This window comes from Gemmatimonadota bacterium (assembly GCA_016720805.1).
GTDB lineage: Bacteria > Gemmatimonadota > Gemmatimonadetes > Gemmatimonadales > GWC2-71-9 > Palsa-1233.
This window is the reverse complement of record JADKJZ010000006.1, coordinates 124,524-148,740: the sequence shown is the minus strand read 5'-3', so window position 1 is coordinate 148,740 and position 24,217 is coordinate 124,524. Positions and strand designations below refer to the sequence as shown.

The window sequence follows — 24,217 nt, the reverse complement described above, 5'->3', positions numbered from 1 at the left end:
CTGGTGAGCGTGAAGCCGTAGCGGCCCGGCGTCGGCTGGAGCTGCACCGTCACGCTGTCGCCCTGGCGGGCGCGCATCGAGCCTGGCGGGAAGGTCACGATGGCGAAGATCGAGAGGTCGGGGCGGGGGTGGCGCAGGACCACGGTCCGCCCGATGAGCGCCGCGAAGCGCACGGTCGTGTCCATCGGTGACGGACCGAGCCGTTCGAGCGCCCAGACGCTGGCCAGCGCCTGCGGACCGCCGCTCCCGACCGTCGGCAGTGGAGCACCGACGGGCCGTGCCGCGCGCGCGCCGCCGCACGCCGCGACCAGGAGGAGCGCAGCTAGCTTCCAGTGATGATCCCGTCGCTGCGTGCCGTCGCCCTGCTCGGGGTGGTCCTGCTGGGTCCGGGGCGTCTCGCGGGACAGCTGTGGCACCGCGGCGATTCGCTGCCGCTGCTGCAGCGTGCCGCCCTGCACCGGCTCTCCCGCGATGCCGACACCCTCCTGACCGCCTGGCAGGCGCGCGCCCATGGCGTGGTGCGGATGACGTCGGTGGTCGAACACGGGGGCACGTCCGTGGAACGGGTGATCCGGGCGGATGAACTCGAGGTCGAAGTGTACGGGGAGGCCCCGAACCGGCACAAGCAGATCATCGTGGCCTGGCGCGATTCCTCCTTCCTGCCCAATCGCATTCGCTATCATCGCGACCACCTGGGGATCGTTGCCAACGACTTCGGCGGGATTCTCCGCCTCGGCGACGGCGAAGAGGTGCGCGACGTGCTGCATCCGCTCTCACCCGCCGGATTACTCCGCTACCAGTTCGCCGAGCGGGACACGCTCCGTATCGCGGGTCCCGGGGGCGCCGTTCGCGTGGTGTCGGTCGAGGTCCGGCCGCTCGACCCGACGGCGCCCGGCACCGTGGGGACGCTCTACCTCGATATCGATCGGGCCGCGCTGGTGCGCTTCCGCTTCACCTTCACGCCGGCGTCCTACCGCGATCCCTCGGTTGAGGACATCACGGTCATCCTCGAGAACGCGCTGCAGGAAGGGACTCGTTGGCTGCCGTGGCGGCAATCCATCGTGATCCGCCGCGGCGAACCGCTCCTCGACCTGCCGCTCCGCACGATCCTTCGCGCCGACTGGACGCTCACCGACTACGAGCTCGGCGTGGCCCACGCGCTGAATCGTTTTCTCGGCTTCCAGGTCGATGGACTGCGCACGCCTGGTGGTGACACGACCTGGCGACAATCGCTCGCGGATCGACTCGCCCCGCTCCCCGATGCCGATGCGGCGATTGCCGAGGCGCAACGGGCCGCGATGCAGGCGCTGGGTGGACGTCTCCTCGATGGCCTGCCGCACACCCGACTCGCCGCCGTGGGCGTCTCGGACCTGCTCCGCGTCACCCGGGTTGGTGGCGTGACGCCGATGCTCGGCCTGCGGCGCCAATTGGGGGACGGGGTGACGCTCCGCGCGCGGGTGGGCGTGGGGGCCAGCGATGGGCGAGTCCTCGGTGGAGTCTCGCTCGCGCGCTCGATCGCCGGCGCCCAGTGGAGCATCGGCGGCGAACGGCGCCTGGTCGACGTCGGTGATGTGCCGAGTGGGAGCGGGGTGGCCAGCTCCTTCGCAAGCGTGATCGGCGGTGCCGATCTCGGCGACTGGACGCTGCTCGAGCGCGCCGCACTCGACGTGCGCACCACGCTGCAGGGAGGTGCCCTGCAGCTTGGCCTGGCGCGCGAATGGTCGTGGTCCGTGGCGGCGGTCTTCACGCCGCTCAGCGGCTCGATGCGCGCGAATCCATCGCTCGGCATCGGCGCGGTGACGGTGGCAACGACGAGGTACAGCCGACGGGCCGCGACCGGCGACGGCTGGCAGCTGGCGATCGAGGCGGGGTCCGGGGCCGCCCGATGGGGGCGGGCCGAAGGGTCGTGGCGCGGCGGCACGGCGCTTGGTCGCGGCCGCCTTGGCACGACGATGGAAGCTGGCGTCGCGACCAGCGAGGTGCCGGGGTACCGCAGCTTCGTCCTCGGCGGCCGGCACACCCTGCCAGGAATCCCTTACCGCGCACTCGGTGGGGCGCGGATGGCACGCGCCGAGATCGGCTGGACGGCGCCGGCCAACCTCCCCATGCCACCGCTCCCGAATGCCCGTGGACTGCGGCTTCCGAGTGCGGTGACCCCGTTTCTCGCGGCCGGGGTGGCCGGCGGTGATGCGCGCGACCTGCCGTGGCGTGGGGTCGGGCGGGTGGAGACGGTCGTCGGGGTTCGCCTCGATCTCTGGGGGCCGCTGTTCCGGGTGGAGGCGGGGATCTCCCTTCGGACCGGGCGGTTCGGCGTCAGCGTCGACGCACATCCCGACTGGTGGCCGATTCTCTAACGCCGCGATCGGCGGCACGTGTCAGCTCAACCGGAGCTCTGTGGACACCGAGCGTCCGCGGGACTAGAACAGGACCAGCGCCATCAACACCAGCGTTGCCAGCGTCACCAGGGCGCCGATGACCACCATGAGGCCGTCGCTGGCGATCAGCGCGAGCCCGAACACCGCCAGGACCAGGCCGGCTGCGTTGGCGCTGAACGGCACGACTTCCATGAGCGGCATCACCACAGCGAGCGCCAGACACATGCTTGCCACCACGCGGACCGCCTGCGGGCCGGCGAGCGCCCGCAGGCGGGGTCGGGTCAGTCCGTCGATCCAGGCAGCGGGCTTCCGCAGGACGCGGACGGGCTTGCCGAGCTTGGCGCTCTTGACCTTGCGGTCGAGCATCCAGCGCGGGAGCCAGATCTGCGTGGCGCCGAACGCGAACTGGCCCGCAACCAGCGCGACGAAGATCGCCACGGCCGTCGGCATCCCCGGGATGTCCCCGACCACCGGCGCCAGCACGACCAACCCGGCCACGATCAGCAACGGCCCGAAGGAGCGACGCCCCACCGCGTCAAGAATCTGGTCAAACGTGACCGAGGCGTTTTCCGTGGAGACTTCCTCGATCTGATCGAGCATTTCCTCGAGACTGGTGGCGCGTTGGGGCATGCAGGGCTCCGGGCTGGGGTCGGCGGCCGCACCGGGTGTGCGACTCCCTTCATGGACGTGGACGCCCCAGCGGCACCTCGGTGCACCACCGCGCCGTCCGGCCGCCTGCTGGTGCCGGCGGTTTGGCCCCATCCCCTTGTCGGACATAGATTTCGGGGACTCTTTGTGTGGGCCTTCGACCCGGGACGGCACGCGCGTGGCGAGCTTCAACGATGAGTGGCTGGCAACGATTCTCGGCCCCCTCCTTCCGGCGGGGACGCTGGAGCGTGCGCAGGAGGGGCAGACCAGCCACGACTCGCTGTGGGAGCGCGTCCTCGATGCGCGGATGTTGCCCGAGGCCGACATCCTGGCCGCCCTCTCCGCGCGCTGCCGGTTACCGATCGCGGACCTGACGCTGGTCGACGCTGCGGGCCGGGATGCCCTCCCCGAGGCGCTCGCGCGCCGCTATCGCGTCGTGCCCGTGAGCGTGACCGATGCCCTGCTGCTCGTCGCCACCGCCAACCCGTTTGATGTCGGCGCCGAGCAGGCGCTCGCCTTCGCCACCGGGCGCGAGGTGCGGATGGCGCTGGCGTCGCCGCCGCGGATCCGCGAGAAGCTCGACGAGCTCTACGGCACGCATGTCAACGATGGCACGGTCGCCGACATGCTCTCGGGGCTGGACGGCCTCGAGGGGGCCGAGCTGGTGGAGGAAGCGAGCGACGACGAGACCGACCTGCTGACTGCCGAAGCCACCTCGCGGCCGATCATCAAGCTGGTGAATGTGCTCCTCGCCGACGGGATCATCTCGCGCGCCAGCGACATCCACATCGAGTCGGGCGAGCAGTCGGTCATCGTCCGCTACCGGATCGATGGCGTGCTGCGTCAGGCGATGACGATTCCGCGGAAGGCGGGCATCCCGCTCATCTCGCGCGTGAAGATCATGGCCGGGATGGACATTGCCGATCGGTTGCGGCCGCAGGACGGCCGGGCGCGCGTCTCCCAGGCAAGCGGCACGCCGGTCGACCTGCGCATCTCGACGCTGCCGGCGACGCATGGCGAGAAGGTCGTCATCCGGATCCTCAATACCCAGAGCACGGCACTCGCGCTCCCCTCGCTCGGTCTTTATCCGGAAGAACAGGAAGGCGTGCGCCGCATGCTCGGCCACAAGGAGGGCGTGGTGCTCTGCACCGGCCCGACCGGCTCGGGCAAGACGACGACGTTGTACGCCTGCATCCGCGAGATCCAGCGCGAAGGGATCAACATCATCACCGTCGAGGATCCGGTCGAATACCGGCTCGGGCGCAACATTGTGCAGGTGCAGACCAACGACAAACAGGGGCTCACCTTTGCCGCGGCGTTGCGCTCGATCCTGCGTCAGGACCCCGACGTGGTCCTGGTCGGCGAAATCCGTGACCTCGAGACCGCGCAGATCGCCGTGCAGGCCTCGCTGACCGGCCACCTGGTGCTGTCGACGCTGCACACCAACGATGCGCCGAACACGGTGACGCGTCTCGTCGACATGGGCCTCGAGGCGTTCAAGATCGGCGCGGCGCTCCGTGGCGTGATCGCGCAGCGGCTGATGCGGCAGCTCTGCCCGGTGTGTCGCACGGCGCAGCCGATTGGCGAACTGCCGGCGCGCGTGCTGCCGTACGTGCCGGAGGGCGCCCAGCTGTTCAAGGCGGTCGGCTGCGGGCAGTGCACGCAGACCGGCTATCGTGGGCGCTTCTCGATCGTCGAGCTGCTGGAGATGACGCCGGAGCTCGAGCGAGTCGTCGGGTCCAACGCCACGGCCCACGGCATCGCCGAAATGGCGCGCGCCAACGGCATGCTGTCGCTCTTCGACTGCGGGCTGCGGCACGTGCTCGACGGCCACACCTCGATTGATGAGCTGCTGCGAGTCACCGACATTCCGAGTCACGGGACGGTCACGCCGCGGGGCGGCAGTGAGCTGCTGGCGGTTGCCTCCGCGGTGACGCCCGTCGCCGCGCCGGTCGCGCCGCCGCCGGTCGCGCCAGCCCCCAGCGACGCCTTTCTCGACGATCTCGAGTTGGTCGACGAGCCGCCCGCGGGGCCGGAGGAGGTCGCCCCGGTGGTCGCGCGCGCCACCATCCTGCTGGTCGAGGACGAGGATACCCTGCGCCGGGTGATGCGGGACCTTCTGGAGCAGGAGGGGTATCGGATCTGTGAGGCGCGGGATGGGGCCGAGGCGCTCGAACAGGTCGATCGCCACAACCCCGACCTCGTGCTGCTCGATCTCAATCTCCCGAACGTGGATGGCTATTCCGTGCTTGCCCAGTTGCGCTCCCGCCCCGCCACGATGGACCTCCCGGTCGTGGTGCTCTCCGCCCGCGGCGACGAGGACAACGAAGTGCGGGTGCTGCGGCTCGGGGCGACCGACTTCCTGACCAAGCCGTTCCGTCCCCGGGCCCTCGCGGCGCGCCTCGAGGCGACCCTCGGTCGCCGCCAGCCGTGACCGCGGCGACGACGACGCGCCCCGACCCGGTCGAGGCGCTCCGCCTGATCAAGGCGAGCGTGCGGTCGCAGGGCGCCTACACCCTCGCGGCGCCGGTCGCCCGGCACAAGATCAATCAGAACGAGGCGCCCTCCGATCTCGATGCCGATCTCAAGACGGCGATCCTCGAGCGCGCCCGGGCCAAGCCCTGGCATCGCTATCCGGAGTTCACGCCGCGCTCGCTGCTCGATCGGCTGGCGACCCACTATGACTGGGACGCCGAGGGACTGCTGGTCGGCAACGGCTCCAACGAGCTGATCCAGGCGACGCTCGCCGTCACCCTCGATCGCGACGACGTGATCGTCGCGCCGGCGCCGACCTTCTCGCTCTATCGGCTCCTCGCGGCGGTGCATGGCGCGCACTACGTCGGCGTGCCGTTCGCCCGCGACTTTCGCTACGACATGCCCCGGCTCCTCCGCACCGTCGAGCGCGATTCGGCCAAGGTGCTCGTGCTCAACACGCCCAACAATCCGACCGGTTCGGCGGTGACGCGGCGCGAGGTGGAAGCGGCGCTGGACGCCTTCGACGGCCTCGTGGTCTGCGACGAAGCGTACGTCGAATTCGGCGGGGAGACCGCCATCCCCTTGCTCGCGCAGCATCCGCGACTGGTGGTGCTGCGGACCTTCTCCAAGGCGGTCGGGCTGGCCGGCCTGCGCTTCGGCGTGGCGTTGGCACACCCCGAGCTTGCCCGCGAGATCGCCAAGGCGAAGCTGCCCTACAACGTGAACCTCGTGACGCTCGAAGCGGCCGAGGTCGTGCTCGACCATGCCGACCGGATCGCCGCGCGCGTCGCCGAGATCCGCGACCGCCGCGACCGCACGATCGCCGCGCTGCGGACGATCCCCGGCCTCGTCGCCTTCGACAGCGCCGCCAACTTCTGCATCATTCGCTGCGACGCCGTCCCGGCCCGGGTGGTGTTCCGGCGGCTGCTGGACGACTTCGGGATCCTGATCCGGGACGTCTCGGCGGGCGTCGACCTGGAGCAGTGCCTTCGCATCTCCATCGGCACCGAGGACGACGTCACCGCCGTGCTCGCCGCCTTGCGCACCATTTTCGGGGAGGCCGCATGAGCCGGTCCGCCACCATTGAACGGATCACTGCCGAGACGGAAATCCGGGTCCGGCTCGAATTGGACGGCACCGGCGAGGCGTCGATCGAGTCCGGCATCGGCTTCTTCGATCACATGCTGACCGCCGTCGCTCGTCACGGGCTCTTCGATCTCGTGGTGCATGCCGAGGGGGATCTGCACGTCGATGGGCATCACACCGTCGAGGACACCGGCATCGCACTCGGCCAGGCGATCGCCGAGGCGCTCGATGATCGTGCCGGCATCCGGCGCTACGGTGAGGCCACCGTGCCGCTCGACGAGGCGCTGGTGCGCGTGGTGATCGATTGCTCGGGGCGCCCGCACCTGGAGTGGCACGCCGATCCGGTCGCCTGGCAGATGCTCGGCGAGTTCGACGTCGCGCTGGTGCCGGAGTTCTTCCGCGCCGTTGCGGTGCACGCCGGCCTCACGATGCACATCGACCTGATCCGCGGCCGCAACGCGCATCACATCGTCGAGGCGACCTTCAAGGCGTTCACGCGCGCGCTCGATGCGGCGACCGCCATCGACCCGCGGGTGCAGGGCGTCCCGTCCACCAAGGGCGTGCTGTGATCGCTGTCGTGGACTACGGGGTCAACAACCTCGCGTCGGTGGTCCGGGCGCTCGCTGCGGCCGGGCATCCGGGCACGCTCACGGCCGATCCCGACGCGGTGCGCCGCGCCGATCGCGTGGTATTGCCGGGGGTGGGAAACTTCGGTCGCGCGGCGGTGACGCTGGCGGTGACGGGCCTGGGAGAGGCACTCCGCGACGTCGCCGCGGCCGGCCGTCCGTTGCTCGGCATATGCCTCGGGATGCAGCTCTGTCACCGCGAGAGCGAGGAAGCACCGGGCGCCACCGGCCTCGGCCTGCTCCCTGGCCGTGTCATCCGCTTCCGCACCACGCGACATGTCCCGCATGTCGGCTGGGCCGAGGTCCGCGCCACCGAGGCTGGGCGGCGCCACCCGGTGGCCGGCCCGCTCCTCGGCGAGACGGGGCAGTTCTACTATCACGTCCATTCGTACCACCCCGCCGACTTGCCGGAGGACGCCATCCTCGGCGTCGGCGACTACGATGGCCGGTTCCCCTCGCTGGTGGGGCAGGGGAGCGTCCTCGGGGCGCAGTTCCATCCCGAGAAGTCGCAGCAGGCGGGGATTGCCCTCCTGAAGGCGTTTGCGGAGTGGACGCCATGACAACCGTCGCGGTCTCGCTGGTCGACGTCGTGGTGCTGCGAGGCCGCGGGGAGGCGCTGGAGGTGCTCCTGCTGCAGCGCGGGCCCGGCGGCCGCTGTCCCGGGTCGTGGGAGATGGTGCACGGGCATATCGAGGCGGGGGAGACGCCCGCGGACGCCGCGCAGCGCGAGGTGCGTGAGGAGACGGGCGTGGCACCGACCCGCTTCTACAACCTCTCGCGCGTCGAACTCTTCTACCAGCATCGCGTGGACGAAGTGGCGATGGTGCCGGTCTTCGTTGCCTTCCTTCCGGAAGATGCCGAGGTCGTGTTGAGTCACGAACACGCGGCACGGCAGTGGTGCACGCCGGCCGATGCGCGGCAGCGGTGTGCCTGGGCCCGCGAGGCGCGCGCCCTCGACGACGCCATCCGCATGCTCGGCAGCGGTGATGCCGGCCCGATCGAGGATGTCCTCCGCCTATGCTAGCGCGCCGCATCATCCCCTGCCTGGACGTGGCCGACGGCCGCGTCGTGAAGGGCGTGCACTTCGAGTCGCTCCGTGATGCGGGCGACCCGGTGGAGCAGGCCGCGCGCTACGATCGCGAAGGCGCCGACGAGCTCGTCTTCCTCGACATCACCGCGTCCTATCGTGACCACAGCACGACCCTGTCGATGGTGGAGCGGATCGCCGAGACGATCTTCATCCCCTTCACCGTGGGTGGTGGCATCCGCTCGGTGGACGATGCCGGCGCGGCGCTCCGCGCGGGGGCCGACAAGGTGGCGGTCAACACCGCGGCGATCCGCGACCCCGACCTGGTCTCGCAGTTGGCCGACGCCTACGGGTCGCAGTGCGTCGTGGCCGCGGTTGATGTGCGCCGCGAGGGCGACCGCTGGATGGTGATGGCGAATGGGGGCCGGGACGAGACCGGTCTCGAGGCGCTGGGGTGGCTCGCCACGCTGGAGCGTCTCGGTGCCGGCGAGATCCTGCTGACGTCGATGGATCGGGACGGGACGCGCAGCGGCTACGACCTCGATCTGACCGAGGCCGCCGCGAAGGCCGTCGGCATTCCGGTGATCGCGTCGGGCGGGGCCGGGTCGCTGGCCCACCTGGCGGATGCATTCGAGGCGGGAGCACATGGGGTGCTCGCCGCCTCGATCTTCCACTTTGATGGCACCACGATCGCCGATGCCCGCGCCTTCCTCACCCGCCGCGGCATCCCCGTCCGCCCGCCAGCTCCCTAGAACTCGTTGTTGTAACTCACCAGCTTCACCCGGCCGTTCCGTTCGATCATCGAGCCGAAAAGTTGCCGAGTGAGGGTGCTGTCGGCCGTGCGATAGCGCACGCGGCACGGCCCCCAGAGCTTCGTGGGACCCCGCAGCATCTGCAGCGTGTCCGCGTTGCACGTCAGCCGTTCGAAGGCCAGCGGTTGCCCCCCGTAGCGCTGCAGCACGCGCTCGACGCCCTTGCTGTTCTCCGCCGTCAACTGCAGCCAGAAGATCCCGGGGTCGAGCTCGTACGGCGGCTCGGCGTAGCGGTGATCCGGGAACATCAGCCAGGCGAATTCCGCCCGGCTCAACAGCATGCCACGCAGAGCCACCGTGTCTTGCGTGGCAATGGCCCCGATGAAGCGAGCCGCCAAGGCATCGCGCGAGGCCGCGCCTCCCTCGAGTTCGGTCGGTTGGGTCAGCCCCACGCGAAAGCGCCGGAGCAGCTCCGGCATCGGTAAGATCGAATCGACCACATCGCCCGGCTTTGCCCAGGGACGGGTCGTGTCCACCGCGACCTCGGCCGGCTTCTGACCAGCCCCACACGCAATCAATCCCACCAACCCCACCATCACGACCAAGGCACGCATCGGTTGCTTCCTGAAGTAGGAGAGTCGCAGGCCGGCTGTACGCCAACCTGCGACCCTCAATCCTAACGACCAATGACTAACGACTACGACCTACGACCTACGACCTCAGTTGTTGCTGTACGACGTCCACCCTTCCCACCACTTGGTGCCCGCCGGATCCGCGGCGCCACGATAGCTCGTGCCGGTGATGAAGGCGCCGGCGCGGGTGAGCAGGTCCCCGGTGAAGGTGGTCACGCCACCCGTGCGCGGGGCGACGGCGGCTGCCAGCGACCAGTCGAAATCGCCGACGGCGGTCGGGGCGGCCGGGAGCTTCGTGAACAAGGAGACGGCGGTGGTGGCACCCTGGAAGTCGACGTCGGCCACGTTGCCGGCGTAGGTCTGCTGGCCGGCCTGGAAGGCCACCGGCGACTCGGCCACGAACACGCCCTTGAACGAGAGCAGCCCGTTCGTTTCGCGCGACTTCGACGCGGCGTCACGATAGCCGATCGCGGCAGCGGGCCAGCGAGCGAAGATGCCGTTGACGTAGTGCCCGCCGGTGCCGCGGCGCAGCACGGCGCCATAGCCGCCCGAGGCGCCGACGACGCCCGGCCCGGTCCCGACCAGCGTGAAGTTGGCGACCACCGGGACGGTGAACGGCGTGGTGTCGAAGCCGTTGTCGCAGCCCGAGCCGTTGCAGCCGTCGTTCTCGATGCCCTGCGGATCCGAGGAGACGTTGCCGGCGCCAGCGCGCGGGACCAGCACCTTGCTCTGGAAGCCGACCAGGTACTGCAGGCGGCCCTGGAAGCCTTCCGACATGTCGAAGTGGTCGTCGCCGGCCTGGTACGACACCAGGTACTTCGCGTCGAGCGCCCCACCGAAGATCTCGAAGTGGTCGTCGAGGCCGTTCAACGCCTCGAGGTGGTCGATGACCGTAGCGCTGCCGACCGCCGCGAGCGTGAAGGAATTGAGCTCGGCATCCTGCGCGGGACCGAAGCCGGCGTACTCGACGCGCACGTAGCTCAGGCGGCCGCTGTTGTCGCCGTTGTTGTTGCCGCCCGAATAGGGAACGAGGGCATTGTCGACCGACGTGCCGGTCCCTTCGATGTTCACGACGCCCGAGCGGTTGATGACGCCGTTGCCGACGATGACCAGGCCGCCCCAGTCGCCGGACTGGCGCGTGCCGGCCGTCTGCGACGAGGTGAAGACGATCGGATCGGCCGCGGTGCCGTTGGCCACGATCCGGGCGCCACGCAGCACGAAGAGCGACGAGCCGACGGTGGCGAAGTCACCCTCGATGCGGGTGCCGGCATCGATCGTCAGCGTGGCGCCGTTGGCGACCTTCCGGAAGCCCTTCAGCCGGTAGACGTTCGCGGGGGTCCACGTGGTGTTGGTGGTGATGTCGGCGGTGACTTCGATGGCACCGACGCCAGCCGTCGTTGCCGTCGCTTCGGTCGAGTAGGCCGAGGTGCCTGCGGCGCGCACCGCCGCGAGGCGATAGCGATACTGCGTGCCGAGGGTCAGCCCGGCGTCATCGTACTGGGTGGCGGTGCCGGCCGGCGACGTGATCGTCGCGAAGGCGCCGGCCGCGCCGGTGGCACGCTGGAGCACGAACGAGGTGGCGGCGGTCGCCGGCGCGGTCCACGTCACCCGGATGGTGGTCTGGCCCGTCGCCGCCGCGGCCAACCCGGTCGGGGCATCATTCGCCGGCGGTGTCACCGGGTCCTCGGAGCAGGCACCAATCAGGGCGAGCGTCAGGAGCATCGCCGCGCGGGTGGTCGAAGCAAAGCCAGGCATCATCGTGGTCCTCGTGGTGGGTGGTGCAAGACGGCAAAACGCCGACATCCGAAGGGAAGAAACCCCTGGGGTGTCGGCGTTTGGTCGTGATCGGGTCACGGTGTTGTCACAACAGGAGCGATGAATGAGCGGGAGATGGGTGGTGCTGCGCCCCGTTCGCTGATCGCCGTTCGCTGTTCGCCGTCTTCTTACTGCTTCCAGCTGAACCCCACGCTGACCGTCCGCCCGCCGCGGTACCGCTCGCGGATCACGTCGCCCTGCAGGATCTGGTACGGCGCGTCGAGCAGGTTGCGCGCATCGACGCGGGCGCTGACGCCGGCTACCAGCGGGAAGCGGAGCGAGAGGTCGAGCACGTTGCGCGACTGTTCGACCACGTCCGGCAGCGGCTGCTCACCGGCCTCGGTGATCCGGGCGCCCCGACGCGATTGAAGAGCAGGGTGGCAGAGGCCGGCGCGGTCGGGTGCGTCCAGGTGAGACCGCCGTTGAGCACGTACGGCGCCTGGCCCACCATCTTGCGCGACGCGCTCGTGATCGAGCCCGAGGTCGGGTCGATCTCGATGGTCGACTTCATCACCGTGGCGTTCGCGGCGATCGAGAAAGTCTTGAGCGCCGAGCTCAGCCCGGCCAGCTCCTTCCGGAGCTCGACTTCCGCGCCGTAGTTGTTGGCGGACTTGGCGTTGACGTAGGTGATGATGCGCGTCCCGGACGTGCCCTGATAGATCCGCTCGATCGGGCGCTCGAACCGCTTCGCGAAGACGCCGAGCGACAGGATCTCGCCGCGGCTCGGGTAGAGCTCCCAGCGGAGGTCGTAGTTCTGGATCAACGCCCGGGTGAGGTTCGGATTGCCCTTGACGTTGTCCGCCCCGATCACTTCACGGAACAGCACCGGCGAGAGCTCACGGTACTCGGGACGTGAGAGCGTCTGCGTCGCCGAGAGGCGGACCGAGGCCCGTTCCGACAACCGGAGGTTCATCGCCAGCGACGGAAGCACGTCGGTGAAGGACGGCGTGGCCAGCGACGGCTCGCCGGCCGACGACAGCGACGAGACCTCGACCTCGGAGTGTTCCACGCGGGCGCCACCGATCAGCTCGAGCGAACCGGAGAGCGGCCAGGTGACCATGGCGTAGCCGGCCCCAAGCCGGTCGCTGGCGGTGTACGAACCGCCGGCGGCGAGCGGGACGATGCGCAGCGTCTGCTGGTCGCCGGCCGTGAAGCGGCCATCGAACAGCTCTTCGGCGGGCAACGCGAGGTCGGCAGCACCAAGGGCGCGCGCCAGCGAGAGCGAGTAGGAGGTGTTGACCGCGTCACGATCGGTGGTGCGGTAGAGGCCGCCCACCTTGAGCGAGCGCCCGACCGACGCGGCACCAAGCGACAGGCGCCAGTTCAGGTTGGCTTCGAGCGAGTTCTCCTTCAGGTCGGCGAAGGTCCGGACGGCCGCCTCGTTGGAGAAGCCGAACCACTGCGGCGCACCGCCGCCCTCGGGCAGCGAGTAGACGATTTCCGAACGATCCGGCTCGCGGCGGGTCACACCCGACGCCGTGACGCCCCACTCGATCTGCTGGCCCCGACCAATGTCGTGCGTCAGCGCCAGCTGCGTCGAACGGACGTTCCGCTCGACGTACCGCAGCCGCTGGATCTGCAGGTTCTGCGAGAGGTTTTCCGAGCGGCCCGTCTCGAGGCGCCCCTCATTGTCCATGGTCCGGTTGTAGGTGTTGTTGAGCGACACCTTGCTGCGGCTGCCGATCGTGGTGCTGAGGTTCGCGATCCCGCCCCAGAGCACGCTGTTGCGGCCCAGATCGCCGTCGTAGCGGTCGAGTTCCTCGGCCGTGCCGGCGCCGGACACCTGCGCGAGCGCGCGGCGTGACCCGGCCCGCGTTTCCTGCGAGAAGGAGTAGGTCCCCGAGAGGAGGTAGCTCACTCCGGTCCCACCCGTCGGCAGGTTGCCCCCGAGCGTCATGCCGAAGCCGGCATTCGGCGCCCCGGTCCGCGACGTCGGCGACCAGACATTGCGCAGCTGGCCGATCAGCGCGTTGGCCTGGGAGGCCGGCAGCTGCTGCGTGAAGTCGGTGCTCGACACCGCGCTCGGCAGTCGGCGCGCCGCCCCGCCCAACGCCAACCAGTCACGGCCGGTGGACGGCGCGAAGCGGCCGGACTGCCCGGTGATCGCGTCATTGGCGCCGGTGGTGATCGAGAAGGCGGTGAAGCGCTTCCCCGAGAATTCCTTGGTCTTGATGTTCACCAGTGCGCCGGAGAAGTCGCCCGGCTGATCGGGGGTGAAGGTCTTCGAGGTGGTGATCCCCTCGAGCAGCGACGACGGGAAGAGGTCGAGCGGCACGACCTTCTTCTCCGGCTCCGGCGACGGGATGCGGGCGCCGTTGAGCGAGGCCTGCGTGTAGCGATCGCCAAGGCCGCGGACGAAGACGTACTTGCCGTCCTGGACCGTGGCGCCACTGACGCGCTGCACCGCCGCGGCGGCGTCGCCGTCGGGGGAGCGGGCGATCTGCTCGGAGGAGATCGCGTTCACGATCCCGACCGCGCTACGCTGTTCGTCGAGCGCCGCCGAGACGGAGCCGCGCTCGGCGGCAGCCGTCACCGTGATCTCGGTCAGCTGGACCGCCTGCGCCGAGAGGGTGATGTCGAGGGTCGTGACGCCGCCGTCGGTGACCGCCACTTCGGTGATGGTCTTCGGGGCGTAGCCGATGTTGGTGATCCGGAGGGAGACGGTCCCGACCGCGACGTTGGTCAGCGAGTAGCGACCGTCCACCGCGCTCTGCGCCATCCGGGGCGTGCCGACGATCGCGATGCGGACGCCGCCGAGCGGGATGTTGCCGTCGGCGTCGACAATCCGGCCGACAATCCGTCCGGTGCCCTGGGCCGCGAGGCCCGCCGGCAAGAGAAGGGAGAGTACCAGGCCCAGCCGCCGCGCGAATCCTGCCGTCATGAAGTCCGTCCCAAGGTCCGTGTGGTCCCGGGGATGTGTCCGCTCGTCGGCGCACCTCCCCCCACAGCACGACAAAGGTCGCCGAAACGCGTGACGGTTCGGTCACGGTTTCGGCAACGATTGTGTCACAGAGTGCGCCCGCCACCCCTGGACGTGCCAAGGGGGTCACGGCCGGGTCACGACTCGCTGTGGCGGGGGGTCCTGAACGTGCTGGTGTGGGCGGACGGGGCGTTCGGCTTGACCCGGATCGACTTGGCCGGGATTCCCACGTGGACATGGAAGGGGCGGACGTCCTTGGTGGCGAGCGCGTTGGCGCCGACCATCCCGTTCTCTCCGACGCGCACGCCGGCGAGCACCGTGGCGTGGTAGGTGATCCGGACGTCGTCCTCGAGCACCGTCTGGAGCGTCGTGACGTCCTTCTGTTCCACGATGCTGTGGGTATGCGAGTAGATGTTGGCGTAATCCGAGATCGACACCCGATTGCCCAGCACGATGCCACCACGATCATCGAGCAGGACGTGCCGATGGACCACCACGTCGTCGCCCACTTCCATGCCGTAGCCGAAGGAGAACTCCACGTGCTGGAAGCACTTGAAGCGCTCGCCGACGCGCGCGAAGATGTGCGGAGCCAGCAGCCGCCGGAACTCGATGCCCAAGTCGACATGCTGCCCGCCGAGCGGCAGTCGATCGAAGGAGTACCAGAGCCAGAGCAACGGCTTGACCCGGGCAAAGCGCGCCTCGTCGATCTCGGCGTAGTACTCCGGCTCGAGGGTGACGTGCCGCGGATCGAGCGACTCGAGCGCAATGCGGGCGGTGAGGGGCAGGGCGGGGTCGGCGAGCCGTTCCGCGAGCGTCCCCTGGCCCGGGTAGCTCAGCCCGTAGAGCGTCTCGGCGGTGATGGCGGACCAGTCGGCGCCGGGCGCGGTGAGGGCGTGCTGAAGATCCGCGAGCCAGGCGTCGCGGTGCTGTCGGATCGCCTCGGGCACGCTGACGCGCCGAAGTGGACGCAACGTCATGGGACTCGGCGGCCCGTGTCCGGGGCCGCCGCGGCACGACCGACGATTCGGGCGCGTTCCGCGTTCAGCCGTTGCAGCTTCCGCTCCCATTCCGTGCTGCTGGCGCTCAGGTAGCTCACCGTGAACGGCTCGAGCACCGGCAAGGGGCGCTCATAGACGATGATCGCCGTGGCCTGCCCGCGCGCGTCGAGCTGCTGATTCGAGAAGCCGGGTGAGAGCGGCAGCACGCCGACCGGTCGATAGAGCTGGTTCCGCCCCATCACGGTCAGCAACTGCGGGTCGAACCGGGTATTCGGCGCCAGCCCGAAGAACGTGACCAGGGCGAGCCCGGGTTGCCGGAGGCCGCGTGCCGCGCCGAGCGAATCGAGCCGCTTCTGCTCGCCCGCCACGAGATTGGTCAGCGCGCGGTAGCCGTCCGGTGACAGGAGTCGCAGCAACCCTTCCTCGAGCGGGACGATCCGGATGTCGAGCGACCCGGTGCCGAGGCGAAGGGTGATCACGTCCTGATTGAGGCGACCGAAGCCGGCCGGGATGAGGCTGGCCGAATCGGGCAGCGTCTTGGTCTGGGCCGTGAGCACCGGCGCGCCCAGGAGGCCGAACGCCACTGCGAAGCGGAGGGCACGACGCCGGATCACGCCGCAGGCTCCGGCGTGATCGGCTCCATTGCTGCCGCGAGGAGCGAGGCGCCCAATTCGGCGATCCCCAAGCCAGTCTCGGCGCTCACGACCTGCACCTGGTCGAGCGGAAAGCCGATCGCGTCGGCCCGTTCCGCCGCGGCCTTGGCGCGCCCCGAGCGGGTCAGCTTGTCGGCCTTGGTCAGCACTGCCAGCACCGCACAGCCGGAGTCCGTCAGCAGGGTGTGGAAGTCGCCGTCGTCCTTCGAGGGCTTGTGGCGGATGTCGAGCAGCCAGACCACCCCCGTGAGGGTGGTGCGCTTCCGCAGGAAACTCTCGAGCAGCTTTCGGTAGGCGAGCCGCGTCCCCTTGTCGGCCTGGGCAAAGCCGTAGCCCGGGAGGTCGATCAGGTAGAGCGACGGCAGCTGATAGATGTTGAGCAGCTGCGTCTTGCCGGGCGTCTGCGACACGCGCGCCAGGCTGCGCCGTCCGACGAGGGCATTGAGCAACGACGACTTGCCGACATTGGAGCGGCCGATCATCGCGAATTCGGGCAGGACCGGATCGAGGCGATGCATCGGATCCGGGAAGGAGCCGAGGAACTCGATCGGGAGCCGGGCGAGTGGCGAGACCTCGGCCGGCACCGCGGCGGTGCTCACGCCTCCTTCTTCTGGCGCGCCCGCTCGGTGATGACGAGCGGCGAGACACCGTTCACGATCGACTCCGGGGTGATGATCACCTCGCGCACGTCATGCCGCGACGGCAGGTCAAACATGATGTCGGTCATTACGGACTCCAGGATGGCGCGGAGGCCGCGGGCACCGGTCTGCCGCGTGAGTGCCTTGCGGGCGACTTCGCGGAGTGCCTCGGGATCGAAGGTGAGGCCGACGCCTTCCAGCTCGAAGATCCGCTGGTACTGCTTCGTCAGCGCGTTCTTCGGCTCGGTGAGAATGCGCACCAGGGCCTCCTCGTCGAGCGCCTCGAGCGGCACCAGCACCGGGAGGCGGCCCACCAGCTCGGGGATGATCCCGTAGCGCAGCAGGTCGTCCGGTTCCACCGCGGCATAGCCCTCGAGTGGCACGACCGGCCCGCCGATCGCCGGCGTCTCCGCTTCCTGGGCGAAGCCGATCCGCTGCCGTCCGAGTCGGGCCTCGATGATCTTGTCGAGCCCGTCGAAGGCACCGCCGCAGATGAACAGGATGTCCTTGGTATTGATCTGGATGTATTCCTGCTGCGGATGCTTGCGGCCACCCTGCGGCGGCACGCTCGCCACGGTCCCCTCGAGGATCTTCAGCAGCGCCTGCTGCACGCCCTCGCCGGAGACGTCGCGCGTGATGCTCGGGTTCTCCGACTTGCGCGCGATCTTGTCGATCTCGTCGATGTAGACGATGCCGCGCTCGCACTCGGCGACGTTGAAGTCGCCGGCCTGCAGCAGCCGCACCAGGATGTTCTCGACATCCTCGCCGACGTAGCCGGCTTCGGTCAGCGTGGTGGCGTCGGCGATGGTGAACGGGACGTCGAGGATGCGCGCCAGCGTCTGCGCCAGCAGCGTCTTGCCGGTGCCGGTCGAGCCGAGCACCAGAATGTTCGACTTCTCGAGTTCGACGTCACCGGCCTCGCGCGGGCCAGCCGTGATGCGGCGATAGTGGTTGTAGACCGACACCGACAACGACCGCTTGGCGCGTTCCTGCCCCACCACGTACTGGTCCAGGGTCGCCTTGATCTCCTGCGGCGTGGGGACCGTGCGCTGTCCGTCGGTGGTCTCGCGCTCCTCGTCCTCCGCCAGGATCTCGTTGCAGAGCGTGATGCACTCATTGCAGATGTACACGGACGGTCCGGAGATGAACTTCCGGACGGAGTCCTTGCTCTTGCCGCAGAAACTGCAGCGGAGATGCTTGTCGTTGGACACCGGCGACTCCTTCTCAGCCCTTGGGCTGTGGCGATTCCACCTTGCGCGGGGTCAGGATGGTGTCGACCAGGCCGTACTCGACGGCCTCCTCCGCGCTCATGAAGCGATCCCGCTCCATGTCCTTCTCGATCCGCTCGAGCGGCTGCCCGGTGTGCTTCGCGTACAACTCGTTCATCCGGCCGCGGAGGTAGAGAATCTCGCGGGCCTGGATCTCGATGTCGGCCGCGGTCCCCTGCGTCCCGCCCGAGGGCTGGTGGATCATGATCCGCGCGTGCGGCAACGCCGCCCGCTTCCCCTTGGTCCCGGCGGCCAGGAGGAACGACCCCATCGAGGCGGCCATCCCCATGCAGATCGTGTTGATCGGTGCCCGCAGGTGCTGCATCGTGTCGTAGATCGCCATGCCGCTGGAGACAATCCCGCCCGGCGAATTCAGGTAGAGGTAGATGTCCTTCTCGGGGTTGTCGGCCTCGAGGAAGAGCAGCTGCGCAATGATGATGTTCGCGACATCGTCGTTGATCCCCGCCCCGAGGAAGACGATCCGGTCCATCAGCAGGCGGGAGAAGATGTCGTAGGTCCGCTCGCCGCGAGCGGACTTCTCGATAATGTACGGCGGATAGATCGCGCTGTGGGTCACGCCGCGCTCTCGGTAACGGTGGACTGGCCCAGGAGCCAGCTGAAGGTCTTTTCCTCGGTCAGGGAGCGCTCCAGCTCGCCCAGGCGGTTGGCCTGCTGCAGCGAGGCGTAGAGCTTCCCCGGTTCGACCCCCCGGGCCCCGGCCAGTTCGGCCACCCGGGCGTCGAGGTCCTGCTCGGTCGCGTGCAGGTTCTGGGCCGTGGCCACCGCATCCAGCACCAATTCCCGGCGCACCTGCGACTCGGCGATCGGGTGGAACGACTGGGCGAAGGTCTCGAACTGCTCCTTGGGGATCTGGTACCCCTCGGCGTAGGCGTGCAGGAGGCGGTGGACCAGGTTCTCCGGGGCCGGGACGTTATTGGCCTCGACGATCTTCTGGACCAACTGCTCCCGGACGGCCTGGTCGGCGTTCCGGGTCGCCTCGGCGGCCACGTCCTCGCGGACCTGCGCGGTCAGGGCGGCGGCCGACTCGAATTCCCCGACTTCCCGCGCAAAGGCGTCATCCAGGGGCGGCAGGAGCTGCGACTTGACCTCGTGCAGGGTCACCCGGATCCGACGGCTCTGGCCGCGGCGGGTGGTATCGGGGTGGTCCTCCGGAAAGCGAACATCGCCCTCCGACGTCTCACCCGGCTTGAGGGTGAGGATCCGCTCTTCGAGCTCGGGGATCGCCTGTCCCTGGCCAATCACCAGCGAGTAGGGCGCTCCTTCGACCGGCTCCTTCCCCTCTTCGATCGTCGTCACGCTCACGGAGACGAGGTGGCCCGGCGCCGGTTGCACGCCCTCCAGCGGCGTCCAGGTGGCCTTCTGCTCGCGCAGGCGGTCCAGCTGCTCCTCGACCATCTCATCGGTCACGGCGACGGCAGGACGGCTGATCGCGAAGCCCCCGACGGTGGCCAGGGCCAGCTCCGGCCGGATCTCGACCAGAATCTCGAAGGTCAACGGCTGGTCGGGCTCGAAGGTGACCTTGCGGATCTGCGGGTCGGCCGTCGGCTTGAGGTCGCCTTCCTTGAGAATCAACTCCCATCCCTGGCGGAGCGAGTCTTCCAGCACCCAGCGCTTGATCTCCTGGTCGAACTTCTTCCGGACCACCGCCTCGGGGGCGTGGCCCTTCCGGAAGCCCGGAAGCCGGATCTGGCGGGCATATTCGCGGACGGCGCGGCGCTCGGCATCGGCCAGGCGTTCCACGGGGACGGTCACCTCGACGGTCTTGGAGGCGACATCTTCGGCGGCAATTCGGTAGGTGATTTCGGTCATAGCCCGGAAAGTTACCCGCCGCGTGGCCGGGGGGTCAATTCATCCGCCACACTTGACGCTGATGGACGGCGAGGGGTTCTTACGGGGATGAAGGCTCAAATCCTTGTCGTAGATGACGATCCCTCGATCCGCCGGGTCCTGCGTCGGACCTTCGAGCATCATGGCTACGTCGTGACCGAGGCGGCATCCGGCCCCGAGGCGCTGCTCCTGCTCCCGGGCCCCGATGCCGTGGTCTGTGACGTCCTGATGCCCGAGGTCAGTGGTCTGGACTTCTACCACCAGCTGGTCGAAGTCGCCCCCGCCCTCCGGAGCCGCGTGGTCTTCCTCACCGGGGCGAATCGCGACCCGGCAGTGCACCAGCCGATCGAGCGCCTCGGCGTGCCGCTGCTCGGCAAGCTCGACGACCTCGAGCTGGTGGTCGATGCTGTCCGGATTGCGTTGCTGCACCCTCCGATTCACTGACCGCCCGGCCCCAGGCCGCCGGTCCTGCTGCGGACCTCCCGATGTCGCTTCGTTCGCTCTGGTTGCTCCTGATTGTCGCCAGCGGCGCCTCGGCGCAGGCCCCGGCGCGCTTCACCCATGCCGATACGCTCCGTGGCAGCAACGGCCCGGGTCGAAGCTGGTGGGACGCCACCTTCTACGACCTGCAGGTCCGCATTCAGCCGGTCGACAGCACCATCCGCGGCCAGAACACGATCCGCTATCGCGTCCTGCGCCCAGCCCGCGAGATGCAACTCGACCTGCAGACGCCGCTCGAGGTGGACAGCATTCGCCAGGACGGCCGGGCGCTGCGTCATCGACGGGCGGGAAACGCCTTCTTCGTGGCGCTGGTGGCGCCGCAGCGGGCCGGCACGACGAGGCAGCTCACCGTGTACTACCACGGCACGCCACGCGCGGCGAAGAATCCGCCCTGGGATGGCGGCCTGATCTGGAAGAAGGACTCGCTCGGGCAGGCCTTCATCGCCACGGCGAATCAGGGGCTCGGGGCCTCCGTCTGGTGGCCGCTCAAGGACTACGACGCCGATGAGCCGGACTCTCAGCGCGTCGCCATCACGGTGCCCGACCCGATGGTGAACGTCTCGAACGGCCGGCTCCGCAGCACCAAGGCCAACGGCGATGGGACCACCACGTGGGAGTGGTTCGTCACCTCGCCGATCAATGCCTATGGCATCGCGATCAACGCGGGAACGTACGCGCACTGGAGCGAGCGCTTCGCCGGCGAGGCCGGCAGCCTCACGCTCGACTTCTGGCCGCTCGCGATTCACGCCGATACCGCGCGGGTGCAGTGGCAGCAGGTGCGGCCGATGCTCTCCTGCTTCGAGCACTGGTTCGGCCCGTATCCCTGGTACGAGGACGGCTTCAAGCTGGTCGAGGCGCCGCACCTCGGGATGGAACACCAGAGCGCCGTCGCCTACGGCAATGAATTCAAGAACGGCTACCGCGGCCGCGACCTCTCCGGCACCGGCCTCGGCCTCAAGTGGGACTTCATCACCGTGCATGAGAGCGCGCACGAGTGGTTCGCCAACAACATCACGGCGAAGGACAACGCCGACATGTGGGTGCACGAGTCCTTCGCCAATTACGCGGAAGGGCTCTACACCGAATGTCAGCAGGGGAAGGACGCGGGGGCGAAGTACGTGATCGGCACCCGGACCGGCATCCGCAACGACAAGCCGATCATTCCCGCGCGCGGCGTGAACGCGCAGGGCTCGGGCGACATGTACCCGAAGGGCGGGAACATGCTGCACATGATCCGCCACATTCTGGACAATGACGAAGCGTGGCGAAACATCCTGCGCGGCCTGAACAAGACCTTCTGGCACCAGACGGTTACGGGCCAGCAGGTGCGGGACTACATCGCGGCCGGCGTGCGGAAGCAATCGCCGGGCGTCGATCTCGAGCCGATCTTCCGTCAGTACCTCGAGACGACGATGATCCCCACCCTTCAGCTGGAAGAACGGCCGAATGGGGTGGCCTACAAGTGGAGTGACGTGGTGCCGGGATTCGACTTGACGCTGATCTACTCACAGGCGACCACGTCGGTGCCGCTCACGCTCGCCCTCCACCCGACCACGGAGTGGCAGGTGAGGCCCAAGGCCGAAATGGACCAATTCGTGGTCAACCCGAACTATTACATCAAGGTCGTCCGGACCAAGGTGCCATAGATCCTCAGGTCGCCGTTCGCTATTCGCGGTTCGCCGTCAGGATGCGAGCGCCGGGAGTCGAACCCGGACCCCTTTCAGGACAGGATCCTAAGTCCTGCGCGTCTGCCAGTTCCGCCACGCTCGCGTGGGGCTGCCACCCGAAGCTAACGCGGCCGCGCCACCGGTTCCACGCCCGGGCGCCGGGTCGCTATCTTACGACGCTATTCACCCCAGCACGACGAGGATCAGCGTGAAGCATGGTTGGCAGACCCGGGCCGTCGTGGCCCTGCTCGGTGTGGCGGTGCTCTCCGCCTGCGGCGACAGCCGCCTCAAGAAGCTCTCGGCCGGCATCAGCAAGGACAGCGTCGCCGTCCTGATGAAGACCGATGCCCATTCCATGGCCTCCTACGCCACCGGCGGGAAGCTCTGGGAGATCCAGTTCTATACCCTGAAGGAAGTCGCCCTCACCGACTCGGTCGAGTGGCGCGCCATGAGCCCGGTCGTCTATGCCGACGGCAAGGTCAGCGGCTGGGGCTGGAACTACTGGGAGAAGGAAGCCGCGATTCAGAAGATTCCGGTGCCGCCGAAGAAGTAGCAGACGGCGAGCGGCGAACGGCGAACAGCGGGTAAAACGTGAAAGGTGAAACGGGCCAGTGGATCGGCACACGTTTCACCTCTTACGTTTCACGATACCGCCGTTCGCTGTTCGCCGTTCGCTACTTGGCGATCACCCGCACCCGCTCGATCCGGGTAATCCCGCCGCTGCTCGGGTTCAGCACCATCAGCGTGACGACGCCGTTGCGGGCATTGGCGAGCGCGGCCTTGAGGTCGTCCTCGGTACGGACGCTCTTTCCTTCCACTTCGGTGATCACGTCGGCGCGCGGGTCGCGGTCGGCCGAGAAGAGCTTCCCTTCGGCCGGCGAGCCGTGATTGATCGAGCGGACCAGCAGCCCCTTGGTGCTGTTCGGCAGCCCGAGCTGACGCACCGTGATGGCGCTGAGCGGTTCGACAGTGATGCCCAGGCGGTTGGTGTTGGGCGTGGCCGGCTTCTTCTTCTCGACCGGGGCCGCCGCCACCTCCTCCGCATCGTTCGGAATCGCCGAGATCCGGACGGTGAATTCCTTCTTGCCGGTGCCGCGCGCAACGGCGACGGCGACGGTGGTGCCCGGATCCTTGAAGGCGATCGCCTGTTGCAACTGCGCCGTGTACTTCATCGGCTGCCCGTCGATCGCGACGATCACGTCACCCGGCAGCAGGCCGGCGCGCTTGGCGGGCGAGTCCTCGCCGAAGCCATCGACGCGAACGCCGGCGACGGCATCGAGGCCGACGTAGGCCGCGTCTTCGGCGTCGGCATCCTTCACCGTGATGCCGAGGGCGGAGCGCACCACCTTGCCGTGGCGAATGATCTGGTTCATCACGTTGCGGGCCAGGTCGATCGGGATGGCGAAGGCGTAGCCGGCGTAGTAGCCGGTGTACGAGGCAATCGCCGAGTTGATGCCGATGACTTCACCGCGCACGTTGACGAGCGGACCGCCCGAGTTGCCGCGGTTGATGGCGGCGTCGGTCTGGATGTAGTCGGCGATCTCGCGCTGGTTGCGCGCCGGATCGTTGCGGTCGAGGACGCCGCGGCCCTTGGCGCTGACGATGCCCTGCGTCACCGAGAAGGTGAGGTCGGCGCCGAGCGGGTTGCCGATCGCCAGCACCCACTCGCCGACGCGCACGGCGTCGGAGGAGCCGAGGGCGGCCGGCGTCAGGCCGGTCGCGTCGATCTTGAGCACGCCGACGTCGGTGTCCTTGTCGGAGCCGACCACGGTGGCGTCGAAGGTGCGGCCGTCGAGGAGGCCGACCTTCACGCTGCTGGCGCCCTCGATCACGTGATGGTTGGTGATGATGTAGCCGTCCGACGAGACGATGAAGCCCGAGCCGCTGGAGACCTCGAACTGGTCGTTCTCCGGGGCCTGGCCGCGCGGCTTCGGCATCTCGAAGCCCGGCGGCAACCGATGCGGTGCGAGCACCTGTCCATCCGGCCGCTCGGAGGTGATGAACACCACCGACGGACGGACCGCTTCGACCACGGACGCATAGGCCGTGGAGATCTCGGCGAGCGGCTTGGCAGAAGGGATCCTCGGCGCGTCGACGGGAACGATCGGCGGGCCGCCGGCCCCGTCCTGCTGGGCCAGTGAGGAATGGGGGAGATCGAGCAGGCCGGCGAAGAAGAGCCCCAGAACGAAGGAGAGCCCGACCAGGACGGTAAGCTTGAGCCAGTTGCGCGTGTGGTTCGACATCGGTTGCGGTCCGTGGGGTGGATGTTCGGCAGGCCGGGTCCCCTC

The 24,217-nt window shown here is 68.8% G+C and carries 23 protein-coding genes and 1 tRNA gene; 10 read left to right on the top strand and 14 right to left on the bottom strand.

From position 1 onward, the window contains the following. Positions 1 to 416, bottom strand: a 416-nt coding sequence (locus IPP98_07515; GenBank protein ID MBL0178955.1) for a hypothetical protein, incomplete at its 3' end; no start/stop codon positions are given. Here IPP98_07515 and IPP98_07510 point away from each other — a divergent pair. Beyond that, on the top strand, positions 336 to 2,354 hold the full coding sequence (locus IPP98_07510; GenBank protein ID MBL0178954.1) for a hypothetical protein: 2,019 nt from the start codon (positions 336 to 338) through the stop codon (positions 2,352 to 2,354). The genes IPP98_07515 and IPP98_07510 overlap by 81 nt on opposite strands. 63 nt (positions 2,355 to 2,417) lie before the next feature. On the opposite strand, the gene IPP98_07505 is transcribed toward IPP98_07510, so the two are convergent. After that, positions 2,418 to 3,005 (bottom strand): exopolysaccharide biosynthesis protein, encoded by a 588-nt coding sequence (locus IPP98_07505; protein MBL0178953.1) that lies wholly within the window; start codon positions 3,003 to 3,005, stop codon positions 2,418 to 2,420. Positions 3,006 to 3,201: 196 nt separating this feature from the next. Here IPP98_07505 and IPP98_07500 point away from each other — a divergent pair, with 196 nt between their 5' ends. The 6 genes from IPP98_07500 to hisF are packed head-to-tail and all read left to right on the top strand — an operon-like array spanning position 3,202 to position 8,989. Next, on the top strand, positions 3,202 to 5,457 hold the full coding sequence (locus IPP98_07500) for a type II/IV secretion system protein (GenBank protein ID MBL0178952.1): 2,256 nt from the start codon (positions 3,202 to 3,204) through the stop codon (positions 5,455 to 5,457). Beyond that, complete coding sequence (gene hisC, locus IPP98_07495) at positions 5,454 to 6,566, top strand: histidinol-phosphate transaminase (protein MBL0178951.1); 1,113 nt, start codon at positions 5,454 to 5,456, stop codon at positions 6,564 to 6,566. Before IPP98_07500 ends, hisC begins: the two co-directional genes overlap by 4 nt. After that, positions 6,563 to 7,153 carry an imidazoleglycerol-phosphate dehydratase HisB gene (gene hisB / locus IPP98_07490; protein MBL0178950.1) on the top strand — a complete coding sequence of 197 codons (591 nt, stop codon included), beginning with the start codon at positions 6,563 to 6,565 and terminating at the stop codon, positions 7,151 to 7,153. Before hisC ends, hisB begins: the two co-directional genes overlap by 4 nt. Then, positions 7,150 to 7,770, top strand: coding sequence for an imidazole glycerol phosphate synthase subunit HisH (gene hisH / locus IPP98_07485; protein ID MBL0178949.1), 621 nt, complete (start codon positions 7,150 to 7,152; stop codon positions 7,768 to 7,770). Before hisB ends, hisH begins: the two co-directional genes overlap by 4 nt. After that, positions 7,767 to 8,234 (top strand): NUDIX domain-containing protein, encoded by a 468-nt coding sequence (locus IPP98_07480; protein MBL0178948.1) that lies wholly within the window; start codon positions 7,767 to 7,769, stop codon positions 8,232 to 8,234. Before hisH ends, IPP98_07480 begins: the two co-directional genes overlap by 4 nt. Further along, entirely contained in the window at positions 8,228 to 8,989 is a 762-nt protein-coding gene (gene hisF / locus IPP98_07475) for an imidazole glycerol phosphate synthase subunit HisF (protein MBL0178947.1), read from the top strand. Before IPP98_07480 ends, hisF begins: the two co-directional genes overlap by 7 nt. Here hisF and IPP98_07470 read toward each other — a convergent pair. From IPP98_07470 to tig, 10 genes are all read right to left on the bottom strand, one after another. Beyond that, positions 8,986 to 9,603, bottom strand: a complete 618-nt coding sequence (locus IPP98_07470; GenBank protein ID MBL0178946.1) for a hypothetical protein — start codon at positions 9,601 to 9,603, stop codon at positions 8,986 to 8,988. The genes hisF and IPP98_07470 overlap by 4 nt on opposite strands. A gap of 105 nt (positions 9,604 to 9,708) precedes the next feature. Next, complete coding sequence (locus IPP98_07465; GenBank protein ID MBL0178945.1) at positions 9,709 to 11,379, bottom strand: fibronectin type III domain-containing protein; 1,671 nt, start codon at positions 11,377 to 11,379, stop codon at positions 9,709 to 9,711. A gap of 185 nt (positions 11,380 to 11,564) precedes the next feature. Further along, positions 11,565 to 11,729, bottom strand: coding sequence for a hypothetical protein (locus IPP98_07460; GenBank protein MBL0178944.1), 165 nt, complete (start codon positions 11,727 to 11,729; stop codon positions 11,565 to 11,567). Further along, a complete protein-coding gene (locus IPP98_07455; protein MBL0178943.1) occupies positions 11,696 to 14,317 on the bottom strand; it encodes an outer membrane beta-barrel protein in 2,622 nt (873 codons plus the stop codon). Before IPP98_07455 ends, IPP98_07460 begins: the two co-directional genes overlap by 34 nt. 176 nt (positions 14,318 to 14,493) lie before the next feature. Continuing rightward, complete coding sequence (locus tag IPP98_07450) at positions 14,494 to 15,333, bottom strand: acyltransferase (GenBank protein MBL0178942.1); 840 nt, start codon at positions 15,331 to 15,333, stop codon at positions 14,494 to 14,496. Beyond that, a complete protein-coding gene (locus tag IPP98_07445) occupies positions 15,330 to 15,968 on the bottom strand; it encodes a hypothetical protein (protein ID MBL0178941.1) in 639 nt (212 codons plus the stop codon). Before IPP98_07445 ends, IPP98_07450 begins: the two co-directional genes overlap by 4 nt. Further along, positions 15,965 to 16,606, bottom strand: a complete 642-nt coding sequence (ysxC, locus tag IPP98_07440) for a ribosome biogenesis GTP-binding protein YsxC (GenBank protein MBL0178940.1) — start codon at positions 16,604 to 16,606, stop codon at positions 15,965 to 15,967. The genes IPP98_07445 and ysxC overlap by 4 nt, the downstream gene beginning before the upstream one ends. Next, positions 16,603 to 17,856 (bottom strand): ATP-dependent Clp protease ATP-binding subunit ClpX, encoded by a 1,254-nt coding sequence (clpX, locus tag IPP98_07435; protein MBL0178939.1) that lies wholly within the window; start codon positions 17,854 to 17,856, stop codon positions 16,603 to 16,605. Before clpX ends, ysxC begins: the two co-directional genes overlap by 4 nt. 13 nt (positions 17,857 to 17,869) lie before the next feature. Further along, the gene (gene clpP / locus IPP98_07430; protein MBL0178938.1) at positions 17,870 to 18,475 is read right to left on the bottom strand and encodes an ATP-dependent Clp endopeptidase proteolytic subunit ClpP; all 606 of its coding nucleotides are present in this window, start codon (positions 18,473 to 18,475) and stop codon (positions 17,870 to 17,872) included. 11 nt (positions 18,476 to 18,486) lie between these two features. Further along, a complete protein-coding gene (gene tig / locus IPP98_07425; GenBank protein MBL0178937.1) occupies positions 18,487 to 19,743 on the bottom strand; it encodes a trigger factor in 1,257 nt (418 codons plus the stop codon). A gap of 87 nt (positions 19,744 to 19,830) precedes the next feature. Here tig and IPP98_07420 point away from each other — a divergent pair, with 87 nt between their 5' ends. Together IPP98_07420 and IPP98_07415 are read left to right on the top strand one after the other, a co-directional pair. Continuing rightward, entirely contained in the window at positions 19,831 to 20,205 is a 375-nt protein-coding gene (locus tag IPP98_07420) for a response regulator (GenBank protein ID MBL0178936.1), read from the top strand. Positions 20,206 to 20,246: 41 nt separating this feature from the next. Then, a complete protein-coding gene (locus IPP98_07415) occupies positions 20,247 to 21,908 on the top strand; it encodes a M1 family metallopeptidase (GenBank protein ID MBL0178935.1) in 1,662 nt (553 codons plus the stop codon). A gap of 42 nt (positions 21,909 to 21,950) precedes the next feature. On the opposite strand, the gene IPP98_07410 is transcribed toward IPP98_07415, so the two are convergent. Next, positions 21,951 to 22,032: transfer RNA gene (locus tag IPP98_07410), tRNA-Leu, on the bottom strand. 105 nt (positions 22,033 to 22,137) lie between these two features. On the opposite strand from IPP98_07410, the gene IPP98_07405 reads away from it, so the two are divergent. Then, positions 22,138 to 22,482 (top strand): hypothetical protein, encoded by a 345-nt coding sequence (locus IPP98_07405; protein MBL0178934.1) that lies wholly within the window; start codon positions 22,138 to 22,140, stop codon positions 22,480 to 22,482. Positions 22,483 to 22,603: 121 nt separating this feature from the next. On the opposite strand, the gene IPP98_07400 is transcribed toward IPP98_07405, so the two are convergent. Then, complete coding sequence (locus IPP98_07400) at positions 22,604 to 24,172, bottom strand: trypsin-like peptidase domain-containing protein (protein MBL0178933.1); 1,569 nt, start codon at positions 24,170 to 24,172, stop codon at positions 22,604 to 22,606. Positions 24,173 to 24,217 lie beyond the last annotated feature (45 nt).

What these genes read in the sequence shown, in the direction of transcription:
- IPP98_07510 (MBL0178954.1), top strand. Translation starts at nt 336, where the DNA reads ATGATCCCGTCGCTGCGTGCCGTCGCCCTGCTCGGGGTGGTCCTGCTG.
- IPP98_07505 (MBL0178953.1), bottom strand. Translation starts at nt 3,005, where the DNA reads ATGCCCCAACGCGCCACCAGTCTCGAGGAAATGCTCGATCAGATCGAG.
- hisB (MBL0178950.1), top strand. Translation starts at nt 6,563, where the DNA reads ATGAGCCGGTCCGCCACCATTGAACGGATCACTGCCGAGACGGAAATC.
- IPP98_07480 (MBL0178948.1), top strand. Translation starts at nt 7,767, where the DNA reads ATGACAACCGTCGCGGTCTCGCTGGTCGACGTCGTGGTGCTGCGAGGC.
- hisF (MBL0178947.1), top strand. Translation starts at nt 8,228, where the DNA reads ATGCTAGCGCGCCGCATCATCCCCTGCCTGGACGTGGCCGACGGCCGC.
- IPP98_07470 (MBL0178946.1), bottom strand. Translation starts at nt 9,603, where the DNA reads ATGCGTGCCTTGGTCGTGATGGTGGGGTTGGTGGGATTGATTGCGTGT.
- IPP98_07465 (MBL0178945.1), bottom strand. Translation starts at nt 11,379, where the DNA reads ATGATGCCTGGCTTTGCTTCGACCACCCGCGCGGCGATGCTCCTGACG.
- IPP98_07455 (MBL0178943.1), bottom strand. Translation starts at nt 14,317, where the DNA reads ATGACGGCAGGATTCGCGCGGCGGCTGGGCCTGGTACTCTCCCTTCTC.
- IPP98_07450 (MBL0178942.1), bottom strand. Translation starts at nt 15,333, where the DNA reads ATGACGTTGCGTCCACTTCGGCGCGTCAGCGTGCCCGAGGCGATCCGA.
- tig (MBL0178937.1), bottom strand. Translation starts at nt 19,743, where the DNA reads ATGACCGAAATCACCTACCGAATTGCCGCCGAAGATGTCGCCTCCAAG.
- IPP98_07420 (MBL0178936.1), top strand. Translation starts at nt 19,831, where the DNA reads ATGAAGGCTCAAATCCTTGTCGTAGATGACGATCCCTCGATCCGCCGG.
- IPP98_07415 (MBL0178935.1), top strand. Translation starts at nt 20,247, where the DNA reads ATGTCGCTTCGTTCGCTCTGGTTGCTCCTGATTGTCGCCAGCGGCGCC.
- IPP98_07400 (MBL0178933.1), bottom strand. Translation starts at nt 24,172, where the DNA reads ATGTCGAACCACACGCGCAACTGGCTCAAGCTTACCGTCCTGGTCGGG.